The 13,265-nt window shown below is 72.3% G+C and carries 12 protein-coding genes; 10 read left to right on the top strand and 2 right to left on the bottom strand.

The window, feature by feature from the left end; translation table 11 throughout:
- Positions 1-3,074 (bottom strand): BTAD domain-containing putative transcriptional regulator (locus tag ABZ371_RS04580; RefSeq protein ID WP_358673352.1); only part of this gene is annotated, 3,074 nt, incomplete at its 3' end.
- 157 nt (positions 3,075-3,231) lie between these two features.
- On the opposite strand from ABZ371_RS04580, the gene ABZ371_RS04575 reads away from it, so the two are divergent.
- The 4 genes from ABZ371_RS04575 (at position 3,232) to ABZ371_RS04560 (ending at position 7,469) form a co-directional block, all read left to right on the top strand.
- Complete coding sequence (locus ABZ371_RS04575) at positions 3,232-3,807, top strand: SDR family oxidoreductase (RefSeq protein WP_358673349.1); 576 nt, start codon at positions 3,232-3,234, stop codon at positions 3,805-3,807.
- Positions 3,808-3,898: 91 nt separating this feature from the next.
- On the top strand, positions 3,899-5,161 hold the full coding sequence (locus ABZ371_RS04570) for an MFS transporter (protein ID WP_358673347.1): 1,263 nt from the start codon (positions 3,899-3,901) through the stop codon (positions 5,159-5,161).
- A gap of 414 nt (positions 5,162-5,575) precedes the next feature.
- Entirely contained in the window at positions 5,576-6,751 is a 1,176-nt protein-coding gene (locus tag ABZ371_RS04565) for a transposase (protein WP_358673344.1), read from the top strand.
- Between the two features lie 28 nt (positions 6,752-6,779).
- A complete protein-coding gene (locus ABZ371_RS04560) occupies positions 6,780-7,469 on the top strand; it encodes a response regulator transcription factor (protein ID WP_358673341.1) in 690 nt (229 codons plus the stop codon).
- 58 nt (positions 7,470-7,527) lie between these two features.
- On the opposite strand, the gene ABZ371_RS04555 is transcribed toward ABZ371_RS04560, so the two are convergent.
- Positions 7,528-8,286 (bottom strand): arylmalonate decarboxylase, encoded by a 759-nt coding sequence (locus ABZ371_RS04555; protein ID WP_358673338.1) that lies wholly within the window; start codon positions 8,284-8,286, stop codon positions 7,528-7,530.
- 218 nt (positions 8,287-8,504) lie between these two features.
- Here ABZ371_RS04555 and ABZ371_RS04550 point away from each other — a divergent pair, with 218 nt between their 5' ends.
- The 6 genes from ABZ371_RS04550 to ABZ371_RS04525 are packed head-to-tail and all read left to right on the top strand — an operon-like array spanning position 8,505 to position 13,190.
- Positions 8,505-9,659, top strand: a complete 1,155-nt coding sequence (locus tag ABZ371_RS04550; protein WP_358673335.1) for a LeuA family protein — start codon at positions 8,505-8,507, stop codon at positions 9,657-9,659.
- A 44-nt stretch (positions 9,660-9,703) separates the two neighbouring features.
- Positions 9,704-9,889: a lysine biosynthesis protein LysW gene (locus ABZ371_RS04545; protein ID WP_358673332.1), complete on the top strand. Its 186-nt coding sequence runs from the start codon at positions 9,704-9,706 to the stop codon at positions 9,887-9,889.
- Position 9,890: 1 nt separating this feature from the next.
- On the top strand, positions 9,891-10,745 hold the full coding sequence (locus ABZ371_RS04540; protein ID WP_358673329.1) for a RimK family alpha-L-glutamate ligase: 855 nt from the start codon (positions 9,891-9,893) through the stop codon (positions 10,743-10,745).
- The gene (argC, locus tag ABZ371_RS04535; protein ID WP_358673326.1) at positions 10,742-11,797 is read left to right on the top strand and encodes an N-acetyl-gamma-glutamyl-phosphate reductase; all 1,056 of its coding nucleotides are present in this window, start codon (positions 10,742-10,744) and stop codon (positions 11,795-11,797) included. The genes ABZ371_RS04540 and argC overlap by 4 nt, the downstream gene beginning before the upstream one ends.
- Positions 11,794-12,630, top strand: a complete 837-nt coding sequence (locus tag ABZ371_RS04530; RefSeq protein ID WP_358673323.1) for an acetylglutamate kinase — start codon at positions 11,794-11,796, stop codon at positions 12,628-12,630. Before argC ends, ABZ371_RS04530 begins: the two co-directional genes overlap by 4 nt.
- The gene (locus ABZ371_RS04525; protein ID WP_358673320.1) at positions 12,627-13,190 is read left to right on the top strand and encodes a gamma-glutamyl-gamma-aminobutyrate hydrolase family protein; all 564 of its coding nucleotides are present in this window, start codon (positions 12,627-12,629) and stop codon (positions 13,188-13,190) included. The genes ABZ371_RS04530 and ABZ371_RS04525 overlap by 4 nt, the downstream gene beginning before the upstream one ends.
- Positions 13,191-13,265: the final 75 nt, after the last annotated feature.

Raw genomic sequence — 13,265 nt, 5'->3', positions numbered from 1 at the left:
GCCAGGGCGCGGGGCTCGTCGAGGGCGAGAGCGATCTCCAGGCCCTCCAGGTGGCGGGCCGCCGCCCCGCACGCGTCGCCGCGCAGCTCGGCGACGAAGCCGAGCTCGGCCAGGAGCAGGTGGTCGCCCGCCCGGGAGGAGACGTCGGCGTAGCCGTCGCGGAGGTGCAGCAGGTACGCCTCGGCCCCCTCCAGGTCGCCCGAACGGCGCGCGCCGAGGGCGAGGCCCATCTCGGAGTGGATCTCACCGTACTTGTAGCCCTGTTCGACGGCGATGGTGCGCGCCTGTTCGTGCAAGTGGCGCGCGCGGTCCCAGTCGCGGGCGAGCAGGGCGAGCCGTCCGAGGCCGGAGAGCCGCGCGGACACCTCCGCCTCGAGGCCCAGCTCCCTCGCCATGCGCAGACCCTCGTGCTGGCGCCGCTCCGCCTCCTCGTACGCGCCCTTGATCTCGGCGAGCGCGGCGAGCGGCGAAACGGTCTGCAACTCGCCCCACCGGTCGCCCAGTTCACGGAAGATCAGGGCGCTGCGCAGCCCGTCACGGCCGAGGCGGGCGAGGTCGCCGCAGACCAGCGCGAGCGTGGCGCGCAGACCGAGTGCGGCGGCGGTGCCCCATTGGTCCTGCGCGGCGGTAAACAGGGTGAGCGCGTGGGTGTTCACCTCGTCGCCCTTCGTCGCGTCGCCCGCGCTGAACAGGCCGTACGCACAGAGCCACAGCGCCCGCGCCCGGCGTACGGGGTCGGGCACGGCGTCGCCGGTGGCGGTGAGGCCGCAGCTGTCCGCCGTGAAGGCGGCCGCGGCGTGGTCCCCGGTGAGCAGGGCGAAGGCGGCATGCAGCAGCACGAGTTCGGCTGGGGCGGAACGGGTGGACGTAGCGGCCAGCACCGCCCCCAGGCTGCGGCGGGCTTCCGTGAGGCGACCGCGCAGCAGCCACCACCAGGCCAGGGCGGTGGCCAGTCGCACCGCCTCGTCCGGTTCGCCCGCGCCCGCACGGCGCACCGCCTCGTCGAGTGCCGTGCGCAGGTTCCCCGCCTCCACGTCGAGCCGGGTCAGCCAGGGCCGCTGCCCGGCACCGCGCAGCTGCGGCTCGGCGTGCTCGGCCAGGGCCCTGTAGTGGACCAGATGACGGTCCCGTACGGCGGCGAGGTCCTCCATCTCGTGGAGGCGTTCGGTCGCGTACGCGGCGACGGACTCCAGGAGCCGGTAGCGGGGGCCGATGGGCCCGCCCACCACGACCACCAGGGACCGGTCGACCAGCCGGGTGACGAGGTCGAGCACCTCGTCGCGGGCGACGCCGTTCCCCGCGCAGACCGTTTCGGCGGCGGCCAGGTCGCAGCCGTCGCTGTGCGCGGCGAGGCGGCGCAGGACGATGCGTTCCGGGGCGCTGAGCAGCTCCCAGCTCCAGTCGATCACCGCCCGCAGTGTCTGCTGGCGGGCCGGTGCGCCGCGCTGCCCGAAGGTCAGCACCCGGAACCGGTCGTGGAGCCGGTCCGCCAGCTCCCGCGCTCCCAGTGCCCGTACGCGGGTGGCGGCCAGTTCCAGCGCGAGCGGGATGCCGTCGAGGCGGCGGCAGATCTCTGCGACGGCCCGGCGCTCGGGCTCCTCCAGGGCGTCCGGGTCGCGCGGGAAGCCGGGGGTGGCGGCGGCTGCCCGCTCCATGAACATCCGGACCGCGTCGGCGGGTGGCAGGGGTTCGACCAGGAACACCGTCTCGCCCGCCAGGCCGAGCGGCTCCTGTCCGGTGGCCAGGACCCGTAGCCCGGGGGCGGTGCGCAGGAGCAGCTCGGTGAGCTCGGCGGCGGCGTCGACGACGTGCTCGCAGTTGTCCAGGACGAGCAGGGTACGGCGGTCGCGCAGGGCGGCGGCGAGGCGGTGCGGCAGGGAGGCGGCCCCGGTGCCGGCAGTCTGCGGGGGGCGGGGGGCGTCGTCCCGGATACCGAGGGTGGCCGCGACGACCTGGGCGAGGTCGGCGGACGTGCCGGCGCGGACGCCGGCGAACTCCACGAGCCACACCCCGTCGGCCAGTTCACCGGCCCGGGTGCCGGCCCGTTCGACGGTGGCCGCCGCGACGGCCAGCCGGGTCTTGCCCACGCCACCGGGGCCGGTGAGCGTCACCAGCCGTGCCTCGGCGAGGAGTTGGGAGAGCTCGCCGAGCGCCTGGCGGCGGCCGACGAGGGGGGTGAGGGGGACCGGGAGATTGGACTGGGGGGGAGGAACGGGGGCTCGGGTGGGCGGGGCACCCGTGGCGGGGGCGGTGGCCGTGGTGGACGCCGCGCCCTGCGGGGACGGCTCCGCCGACCCTGCGCAGTCGTCCGCCGACGCCCCGTACGCCCGCACGCTCAGTCCCGGCTCCTGCCGCAGCACCGCCCTGTGCAGCGCGACCAGTTCGGGGCTCGGGTCGACCCCCAGCTCTCCCACGAGCCGGGTGCGCAGGTCCTCGTACGACGCGAGCGCCTCGCTCTGGCGTCCCGCCGCGTACAGGGCCCTCATCTGGGCGGCGCGCAGGCGTTCCCGCAGCGGGTGGAGCGCGACGAGTCCGGAGAGCTCCCCGGCGAGGAGCGCGTGGTCCCCCGCCTCCAGGCGCGCTTCCGCCTGCTCCTCCAGCGCGGAGAGCCGCTGCTCCGCGAGGCGCTCCGCGGGCCCCCGCGCGAACAGGCCGTCCGCGAAGTCCCCGTACGCCGGTCCCCGCCACAGCTCCAGGGCCTGCGTGAGCAGCGCGGCTCGGGCGCGCGGGTCCCGGACGGGGCGGGCCTCGGTCACGAGGGCACGGAACCGTACGGCGTCCACCTCGTCGCCGACGCCGTCGTCGAGCCGCAACCGGTAACCGGCGGGCTGGCGCACCACCCGGTCCCGGCCGATGACCCGGCGCAGCTGGGAGACCTTGGCCTGGAGGGCGCCCGCGGGGCTGCCCGGAGGCGTGTCTCCCCACAGGTCGTGGATGAGCCGGTCGGTGGAGACCGGCCCCCCGTCGTTCGCGAGCAGGTCCGCCAGCAGGGCACGGACCTTGGCTTCGGGAACCTTGATCTCCCGCCCCTCGCCGTCCCACACCACCAGTGGCCCGAGTACCCCAAACCGCATAGCCGCCACCGTACATGTCGGACGGACCGGCGCCCCGGCCGTCAGCCGACCCGAAGTTTTCCCGAAGGTTTTCCGAAGCACCCGGGCGCAGAGTCGTCCCCGCCGGTGGCACCGCTCCACCTGCGAGGAACAGGCACCCCGGGAGGCAGCGGCAACCATGACCAAGTACGCGCACAGAACGGCCCTCGTGTCCGGTGAGGCGACCGGTATCGGGCTGGCCATCGCCAAGCGTCTCGTGGAGGGCGGGGCGACGGTCCTGCTGACCGCCCGCACCGACGAGGAGCGCGCGCTCGCGATCGCCGAGCTCGGCTCCGCCGCCCGTGTCGTCACCCCGTCGGCCGTCGAGGCGGCCCTCATGGGAGGAGGCTCCATCGGCTCCGGGGACGCCTGTCTTCCCGGCGGCGTCGATCTCCTCTTCGCCGACGCCGTCCCCGCCGCGCGCCCCCTGCTGCCGCACCTGAGGGACGGTGGCGCCGTCGTGCTGACCGCCCCCACCCCGTGCGCCGACACCGTGCGTGCGCTCGCCGCCGAACTCGCCTTCCGGGGCATCCGCGTGAACGCGGTCGCCCCGGGCTGTATCGAGGTGCCGGGCTCCGGCACCGTACCCCTGCCACCGCTGGGACGTCTCGGCGCCGCGGAGGAAGTGGCCCGCGCCGCGCTCTTCCTGGCCACGGAAGCGACGTTCACCACGGGGGCCCGGCTGCCCGTCGACGGCGGACTCGGCCGCCCCTGAGCCGGCCGCACCGGATCACCACCGCCGCCTCCGTCACCCACCCGCCCGCCACCGTCCCACACCTCCATTCCGGAACACTGGAGCACACCCCATGAGCACCGCACCCGACAGGGCGCCCACCGCCGTTGCGGCACCTGACCCGAAGAACGGAGGCGACGGACAGCAGAAGCTGCCGCTCTTCGCGCTGCTGGCCCTGGCCACCGCCGTCTTCATCACCAGCCTCACCGAGACCCTCCCCGCCGGCCTGCTGCCCGCGATGAGCGAGGACCTGCGGGTGAGTGAGTCCGCGACCGGTCAGACGGTCACCGTCTACGCGATCGGCACCGCCCTGACCGCGATTCCGCTCACTGCGGCCACCGCGGGCTGGCGACGCAAGAAGCTGCTGCTCACGGCCATGGGCGGGTTCGCCCTGGCCAACACCGTGACGGCCGTGTCGTCCGTGTACGAGTTGACGATGGTGGCCCGGTTCGTCGCCGGTGTCGCGGCCGGTCTGGCCTGGGCCCTGCTCGCCGGCTACGCCCGCCGTATGGCCCCCGTGCACCTCCAGGGCAAGGCGCTGGCCATCGCCATGGCCGGTATCCCCGTCGCGCTCTCCCTCGGTGTGCCCGCCGGTACGTTCCTCGGCGACTGGCTCGGCTGGCGCGTGGCGTTCCTGTCGATGACGGTGCTCACGGTGGTGCTCCTGGTGTGGATCTTCGCGGCGGTACCGGACTTCCCCGGCCAGGGGCGCGGCGAGCGGCCGAAGCTGCTTCCCACCTTGCGCATCCCGGGCGTCTCCCCGGTCCTCTTCGTCACGCTGGTCTTCGTGCTGGCCCACACCATCCTGTACGCGTACATCGCCACCTACCTCGACGACCTGGGCCTGGGCGGCTCCACCGGCCTGATCCTCCTCGTCTTCGGCGCCGCCTCACTGGCGAGCATCTGGATCGTCGGCGCGCAGATCAACCGGCGGCTGCGCGGCCTCACCGTCGGCGGCGCCCTGCTCGTCGCCGCCGCCTCGCTGCTCCTGGCCGTCCTCTCCGACACCACCGCGCTCGTCTACGTCGCCGCGGTGCTGTGGGGGCTCGGCTGGGGTGGCGTGCCCACCCTGCTGCAGACCGCGGTCGGTGACGCGGGAGGCGAATCCGCCGACGCGGCCCAGGCGATGCTCGTCACCCTCTGGAACGTCGCGATGGCGGGCGGGGGCATCGTCGGCGGCATCCTGCTCGACACGGCCGGCAGCGAGTCCTTCCCCTGGACGGTCCTGCTGCTCCTGCTGCCGGTGATCGCGGTCGTGCTCTACGCCCGGCAGGCCGGATTCCCCGCCCACCGGCCGGTGGCCGAGACGGAGGAGGCTTCGGTCCCGGCGGCCTGACGATCGGCCGCCGGAGGCACCCTCGCCCCTCCTCCGGCGGTCGCCTCTCGTATACGTCCCGGACGCGGTCTCCGGCCGCGGAAGCCGTGCACCGGACCGTGCCCGGGTCATGTTCATGATTTGTTGACACTTCACATGGCCGGTCCGGAGTGCGGCTCCACCACTGGTGGAGCTGATCTCTCCCGGCGTACGCCCCCCTCGCTACGCCCTGCCGACGGGCGTTTTCGCAGGTCAGCCCGCGAACTCGCAAAATCGGCGGCCGAACCGGGCAAACTCCGTCCCGGACGGTACTTTCACCTCGTACTCATGTGCCATGTATCTACTCGGGTGCGAGCGATGACCAGTATCGAGGGGGCGTAGCGTTACATGTCGTCAAGTGAGGTACGCGCGGCGGCGCCGGGCGACGGCGCGTCCATGCAGACGTTCTTGGACGAAATCTTCCGGGCGTTCCAGCGGCCGGAGCAGCGCCGGTGGGCCCAGGCATACCTGTGGGCCATGATCCACGTAGCGGGCAAGAAGACACCCCGCCGCATGGCACTGGCGAAGTCCCTGCCCTCGGCCGCGGCACACGGTCTCCACCAGTTCATCAACGCGAGTCCGTGGGACTGGACCCCGGTACGCCGCCGGCTCGCCCGATGGGTCGCCGCGCGCACGACACCGCACGCCTGGACCGTCGCGGAACTCATCATCCCCAAGCGCGGCGAGCACTCGGTGGGCGTGCACCGGCGCCTCGACCCCGCCACCGGACGCACCGTCAACTGCCAGCGCGCGCTGGTCTTCTTCCTCGTCTCGGGCACCCAGTGCTACCCGGTGGGCTGGAGCCTCGTGCTCGGCGGTACGTGGGACACGGACCGGGAGCGCAGGCGCCGTGCGCGTATCCCCGGGTCCGAGGCAGGCCGCACCCCCGCCGACCATGTCCTCGGGTACGCCGCCGAGGCTGCGGCCCAGCCGCAACTCCCGCGTGTCCCGTGGGTGCTCGACCTCACCCGGTGCGACGCTGCGGCCGGGGTTCTCGCGGGCCTCGCCCGGCAGCGGGCCGACGTCGTGTGCGAGGTCCACCCGGACCACTTGGTGCTCCCCACCGGGCAGCTACCGCCTGTCGTGACCGCCGTGAGCGCGCTCATGGAGCTGCGGCACGCCCGGCAGACCCACGTCCTGCTCCAGCAGACCCCCGACGGCCGCGTCCGGGCCCTCCCGGTCCACACCTACTCGGGCACGGTGGGGTCGCCGAGACCCGGCATCGGCGACGACGTGGGCACACGCCCGTACCGCATCCTGGAACGGCCCGACCCGGACGGGCGGCAACCGTCCCGGTACTGGCTCACCACGCTCACCGACCGACGGGTGGACGAGGTCCTCCGGCTGGCGCGCAGCCCCACCGCCGCACTCACGACGATGGCGACGCTGCGCCAGCAGTTCGGCGTCGTGGACTTCGAGGGGCGCTCATTCCCCGGCTGGCACCACCACATGACCATGGCCTCGGCCGCCTACGTCTACCGCCGCCTGGCCTGCGCTCCCGGGAGGACCCCCGCGCCGGCACAGGCGCCGCCCCGTGCCCCGGCCGCCGCGCTCTCCGGCATCCCCGACTGACGTGTGACCGAGGAGAAAGGGTGGGCACGTGAGACAGGTACTCGTGGTGGAGCAGGACACCTCCGCCGCAGCGGCCATGGTGAGCGATCTCAGGCGGCAGGGGTTCGCCGCCCGCAGCGTCTCCACCGGAGAGCATGCTCTGCGGGTGTACGGCGAAGCGGATCTGGTGTTGTTCTCCCTGGAGCTGCCCGATATCGACGGACTGGAATTGTGCCGAGCCTTGCGGAACGGCGGAGACACTGCACTGATAGCGGTCACCGATGCCGACGCCGAACTGGAGCGGGTCCTCGTTCTGCACGCGGGTGCGGACGACTGCGTGGTGAAAACCTGGGGATTCAGGGAACTCGGGGCCCGTATCGAGGCGGTACTGCGGCGCACGAAGCCGCAGCAGGCCCTTCCGGCCGCGATTACCCTGCGCCATCTCCATATCGATCCGCATCTGCGGGAAGTGCGGCTGCACGACCGGCTCGTCGGCGTCACGTCGAAGGAATTCGAGCTGCTGTACACCCTGGCTGCCACCCCCGAGACGGTCGTCACGCGAAAAGAGCTGATGGCCCGGGTGTGGGGCAGCGACTGGGGGCACACCAGCCGTACGATCGACACGCATGTGAGCAGCCTCCGGGCGAAACTCGGCTCCAGCGGCTGGATTATCACGGTCCGGGGCGTCGGCTACCGCATGGGCTACGCCTGGCGGATGCCGGAATCGTCCGCAGGCTGAGCGGACCCGCGGTGCGGGCCCCGGGGAGCGTACGGCCGTGCTCCCCGGGCCCTCCCCGTCAGAGTGCCGCGCCCTCCAGCCGCCGCAGCAGCGGGTGATGCGCCTCGCCCTTCTCCCCCACCACGCGCCGCGCCCACCAGGCCGACGCCAGGTTCGAGGTCAGCAGTGTGCGGTGCGGCTCCCACCCGGCCAGCTCCTCGAGGGCGGCGAGTGTGCCCATACCCGTGCCCGTGAAGAGCAGGGCCGTGTCCGGGGGCAGCTCCTGCTCCCGTATCCGCCGCAGGATCACCCCGGTCGTCACCTCGTACGGGTCGTAGTGCGCGTCCCCGCCCGGGGTCGCGGCCTCCTCCGCCGGGACGAGCACCACCCCGTCGACCGTGAGCCCGGCCCGCTCCCAGAAGGCGCGGGAGGTGTCGGTGAGCCACGGCTGGTACGGGGAGACGAGCGTCAGGCGCCTCACCCCGAGCGCCTCGCAGGCCGCGAGGATCGCCTGCGTGGAGGACTGCACGGGGAAGCCGGCGCGCTCGGACAGCTCGTCGCAGAAGGCCCGGTCGCCCTCCGGCTCCAGCAGGTAGTGCGACGCGCTGCACGCCACCACCGTGGCGTCGAGACGCAGCGCGCCGAAGCTGCCGAGCAGCTCGGGGAGCACCTCGTTGTACGTCTCCAGCATCGCCCGGAGCCCGATGCCGGGCGTGACCGGGAACCGGGAGGTGTACACATTCATGCCGGCACCGAGCAGATGACTGAACTCGGGTTCCGCCGTGGGGTTCTCCGGCGGTACGACGACCCCCAGCCGGGGCAGTGAGAAGAGATCCATGGCTGTCACAGTAGGACCCGCATCAAAACGGCGGACGCCTGTCGTCCCATATTTGGCACCGGCTCACGCCGCCCTTGCACTCCTTTTCCTTCTTGACATTCCCTGACAGTCCGCCACACAGCCGTGACGCGAAAGATATTGCCCCCTCCCGCCCGGGCAGCGAAGGATGTGGATCAGCGAAATACAGCCCCCTTTTCGGAAGATGAGGAGCAGAGGGAATGGCAGCAGAAGGACCCGCGAAACTGGAGCGGCCGCCCCGTATATCCGACGCGACGCTGCGGGACTCCGCGCACATGGCGGGTGTCGAGTTCGGCCCCGAGGACGCCGCAGCCATCGCGGACCTGCTCGTACGGACGGGCGTCGAGCTCGTCGAGGTGGGCATGATCTCCGGGCCGGACTCCAAGGACGCCGACCTGGTCCTCGCCACCCACGAGGCAATCACCCCCGAACGCAGCATGTCGCTCCTCGTCGTACGCGACCGCCGCCAGGTCGCCCGCGCACTGGACGAGGCCGAGCGGCTGGGCGTCCGCCACATCATGTACTCCATCCCCACCTCCGAGCAGCACGCGCAACTGAAGCTGGAGTCGGCGAGCCCCAAGTTCCTCCAGGCGCTGGCGCGTTCGGCCATAACCCAGGCCAAGGAGCGTGGCTTCCACGTCACGTTCAGCGGCGAGGACGGAGCCCGCACGCCCAGGGAGCGGCTCGTCCCCTATGTGGAGGCGGGTTTCGCGGCGGGGGCCGACCGGTTCCGGCTCGCGGAGACCGTCGCGTACCTCTCGCCCTGGCAGATGGAGGAGGTGATCGCGGACATCACCGCGATCGACGGCTCCGAGATCGAGATCCACTCGCACAACATGCTGGGCATGGCCGTCGCCAACTCCCTGGCCGCCGTGCGGGCGGGCGCCCAGTGGATCTCGGCAACCGTCGGCGGGATCGGTGAGCGCGGCGGGAACGCCCCGCTGGCCGAGCTGCTCACCTCGCTGCGCGTCATCCACGGCGACACCCGTTTCGACCTCACCCACCTCACCGAGCTGTCCCGGATCGCACTCAGGGGCGCCGGCCTCGGGGACGCCTTCCAATCCGGACCGACCACGCCGCACGCCTTCGCGTACGAACTGCCGGGCCAGCTGAGCCACCCCGTGGCCTACGAGACACTGGCCCCCGAACTCGTCGGCAACCGACGCGAGTTGCGGGTCCGTAGCCGCCTGACCACCGCCCTGGTCCGCTGGGCCCTGGCCGACTCGGGCCTGGAGGTCGACGTCGACGCCTTCACCCCGTGGCTGGCCGAGCGGCAGGAGCGGGACGGCCGCCCGCTCCTGGACCGGGACGCGATCCGCAAGGCCGCCATCGACTTCCGCCCCCTCCCCGCCTGACCCACCCCACCCCCTGACATTCCCACTTTCCACCGGAGTTGAAGATGTCCACCGCCACCCTGACCGGCGTATGCCCCGAGTGCGAGACCGATCTGACCGTCCCCCCGGTCACCCTGGGCGAGACCCTCTCCTGCCCCGAATGCCTCCTGACCCTCCGCGTCGAGGCCGTCGAGGACGGCCGGCTGACGCTGGAGATGGTCGAGATGCAGCTGCGCGACTGGGGCCAGTGAGATGAGTGCCCCCCGCGCCGTCGCGCTCGTCGCGGACCGGATCGCCTGGGAGGAACGCCTGCTCATCGAGGCGGCCCCGGCCTTCGGCCTCCGCTTGGACTGGGTCAACGACGAGTCCCTCTCCCTCGGCCACCCGGACGCCCCGGCGATCAAGGGGTACGACACCCTGCTGGTCCGCAGCCGCAGCTACACCCGCGGCGGGCTGATCGCCACCCTCGCCGAGGCGGCAGGCGTCCCCACGCTGAACACCGCCCGGGCCATCCACGCCTGCGAGAACAAGGCAGCCCTGCGCGCCCTGCTCCGGACGGCGGGCGTGCCGGTGCCGGACCACCGGCTCGTGCTCTCCCGCAAGGACTTCGACAAGGCGCTCGCCGATCTGCCGCTGCCGCTCGTCCTCAAGCCCGTCTTCGGCGGGATGGGCAAGCGGGTGACGCTGATCCGGCACGCCGACACCGCCCACTCCGTGTACGACTACATCGAGGACCTGGCGCACGCCTTCGAGCAGGCCAGCGTGGTGGAGCCCTACCTCGGCGGCAGCTCGGTACGGTGCCTGGTCGTGGGACGGGAGCTGATCGGGGCCGCGGAGTTCGAGAGCGGCGGCAGCGACTGGCGCAACAACGCGGCCCTCGGCAACAAGAACCGCGCGGTCGCCCACGACCCCGACGTCCTGAAGATCGTCGACGGAGTGGTGGACGTGCTCGGGCCCGGGATCTACGGGGTCGACCTCTTCGCCACCCCCGACGGCTACGTCGTCAACGAGGTCAACCACGCCCCCGGCTTCCGGGCCGTGGCCTCCGCCACCGGAGCGGACATCCCCTCCGCCATCGGCCGTTACGTGCAGGAGCTACTCGCATGATCCGTGCAGGAGTCGTCGGCGCCTCCGGGCTCGCCGGCGGCGAACTCATCCGCCTCATCACCCAGCATCCCGACCTGGAACTCACCTTCCTGGGCGGCTCCTCCCACATCGGCCGCCGCCCCTCCGAGCTCCACCCCGGCCTCCGCGACGACCGGGGCCTGACCATCCAGCCGGTCACCGAAGACGTCGTGGACAAGGTCGACGTCCTCTTCCTCGCCACCCCCGCACCGGTCTCGGCCGAGCTGTCCTCGCTGCTCGCCGACCGCATCCCGGCCATCGTCGACCTCAGCGGCGCCTTCCGCATCCGTACTCCGGAGCTGCACGACCGCTGGTACCCGAAGGTCAAACGGCGTACCGACCTGGCCGATCGCTTCGTCTACGGCGTGCCGGAGCTGATCGGCGACCAGTTGAAGGACGCGGCACTGATCTCGCTGCCCGGCTGCTACGCCACCGCGATCACCCTGGGCCTGGCCCCGCTCACCCTCGGCCTCGGGCTCGACCTCAAGACGGTGGTGGTGGACGGCAAGAGCGGGTCGAGCGGCGGCGGCATCCAGCTGCGCACCTCCGACCTGCACCCGTTCCGGGCCGGGGCCATCGCCCCGTACTCCCCGACCGGGCACCGGCACGCCGCCGAGGTCGGTGACTTCCTGGAGCGGAGCAAGCCCGGCACCATCGGGAACCTGTCCATGTCGGCGTACGGCGTCCCCAACGTACGCGGGTTGCTGACCAGTTCGTACGTGTTCACCGACGAGAAGGTGGACCAGCGTGAGCTGAATCGGGCCTATCTGCGCTTCTACAAGGGCCGCCCGTTCGTCCGGGTGCGGCGGCACAACGAGACGCGGATCCCGGTGCCCGACCCACAGGTCGTGCTCGGCTCCAACTACGCGGACGTGACGGTGCTGCTGGACGAGGAGGGCGGCCGGATCGTCGTCCTCGCCGCGCTCGACAACCTCGTCAAGGGGGCGGCCGGCCAGGCCGTGCAGGTGACGAACCTGCGGTTCGGCCTGCCGGAGGAGACGGGGCTGACGCAGCAGCCGGTGATGCCGGCATGAGCGCGCAGCGTTCCGTCCCCACCGTGGTCAAGCTCGGCGGCAGCTGCCTGGACGACCTCGACGGCACCTGGTGGGACGACCTGGCCCGCCACGGCCGTGACCGTCCGCTGGTCCTCGTCCACGGCTGGTCCAAACCGCTCCGGAAGCTCGACGCCCGCTACAGCGAACCGACGGCGATCCTGCGCGACCGGTACGGCAACCAGAGCCGGTGGACCACCCCCGAGGTCATCGACGACATCAAGACCGTCAGCGGCGTGCTGGCCGAGGACGTCCTCGGCCGGCTGGAGGCCCGCGGAATCACCGCCGAGCGGCTGCTCGGCAGCGACGGGCTGGTCAGCGCGGGCGAGGGTGAACGGTGGTGGTGGCGGGACAAGCAGCTGGTCGAGCTGGAGAACCTCGTCGGCCCGATCACCGGCGTCGACCCGGCCCCGCTGAAGAACCTCCAGCCGGGCCACGCCTACCTCGTCACCCCGCTCGCCCGGAACGCGGCCGGCCAGGAGGTCAACACCGACGCCGACCGGGCCGCGGCCGCGATCGCCGGGGCCACCGGAGCCCGCGACCTGGTCCTCGTCACCGACGTCGGCCACCTGCTGATCGACGGGGAGCCGGTCCGCCGGATCAGCGCCGAGGACGCGGCCGCCTTCCGCGACAAGGGTGCCAAGGGAGGCATGCGCAAGAAGCTGCGGGCTGCGGGCGAGGCCCTGGAGCACGGCGTCGAGCGGGTCGTCATCGGCAGCGCCGCCGTGACGGACCTGCTGGACGGCTCCACCGGGACGGTCATCACCGAGGCCGGCGTCCCGGCCGCCGCCGATACGACAGGAGCGAGCGAATGAGCCGGCCCCGCGTGCTGGTCGTCAACAACGGAACGCTCTCCCTCAGACAACTCCGCGCCCGCTTCGAGGAACTGGGTTCGGACACCGAGGCGGTCGACGCCTCGTCCGTCCCCAGCCGGGTGGACGGCCGCTACCAGGCGATCGTGCTGAGCGGCACCAAGGTGCGCGCGTACGACAGCACTTTCTACAAGCCCCTGATCGACCTGGTCACCACCGCGGACGTGCCGGTCTTCGGCATCTGCGGCGGCATGCAGATCCTTGCCGTCGCGGCCGGCGGACGCCTCGCGGAGGGGCCGCAGCGGGTCGGCGGCTACGAGGTGCAGGTCGACACGGAGGAACCGCTGTTCACCTACGTGAAGCCGACGGTCACCGTCTTCCACCGGCACACCCTGTACCTCCAGGAGGCTCCGGCGGGCTACCGATCCATCGGCCGCTCCGAGCACGCGCCCGTGGAGTTCCTGCGCTCGGACGACGGCCGGATCCACGGCGCCCAGGCCCACCTGGAGTTCCGCAAGGACGGTCTGGAGATCCTGCGCGCCTTCGCCCAGCTCTACCAGTGACCCGAGCGCCCTACGTACGCGACCTCCCTACGTATGCGCACCCCCCTCGTACATCCGGACAGAACAAGGACCTCA

The sequence above is a fragment of the Streptomyces sp. NPDC005899 genome, from assembly GCF_040629645.1.
GTDB lineage: Bacteria > Actinomycetota > Actinomycetes > Streptomycetales > Streptomycetaceae > Streptomyces.
This window is presented reverse-complemented; position numbering and strand designations above follow the sequence as displayed.

Bases quoted from the DNA above. Each gene is read 5' to 3' on its own strand.
- ABZ371_RS04575 (WP_358673349.1), top strand. From the start codon at position 3,232: ATGACCAAGTACGCGCACAGAACGGCCCTCGTGTCCGGTGAGGCGACC.
- ABZ371_RS04570 (WP_358673347.1), top strand. From the start codon at position 3,899: ATGAGCACCGCACCCGACAGGGCGCCCACCGCCGTTGCGGCACCTGAC.
- ABZ371_RS04565 (WP_358673344.1), top strand. From the start codon at position 5,576: ATGCAGACGTTCTTGGACGAAATCTTCCGGGCGTTCCAGCGGCCGGAG.
- ABZ371_RS04555 (WP_358673338.1), bottom strand. From the start codon at position 8,286: ATGGATCTCTTCTCACTGCCCCGGCTGGGGGTCGTCGTACCGCCGGAG.
- ABZ371_RS04550 (WP_358673335.1), top strand. From the start codon at position 8,505: ATGGCAGCAGAAGGACCCGCGAAACTGGAGCGGCCGCCCCGTATATCC.
- ABZ371_RS04545 (WP_358673332.1), top strand. From the start codon at position 9,704: ATGTCCACCGCCACCCTGACCGGCGTATGCCCCGAGTGCGAGACCGAT.
- ABZ371_RS04540 (WP_358673329.1), top strand. From the start codon at position 9,891: ATGAGTGCCCCCCGCGCCGTCGCGCTCGTCGCGGACCGGATCGCCTGG.
- argC (WP_358673326.1), top strand. From the start codon at position 10,742: ATGATCCGTGCAGGAGTCGTCGGCGCCTCCGGGCTCGCCGGCGGCGAA.
- ABZ371_RS04530 (WP_358673323.1), top strand. From the start codon at position 11,794: ATGAGCGCGCAGCGTTCCGTCCCCACCGTGGTCAAGCTCGGCGGCAGC.
- ABZ371_RS04525 (WP_358673320.1), top strand. From the start codon at position 12,627: ATGAGCCGGCCCCGCGTGCTGGTCGTCAACAACGGAACGCTCTCCCTC.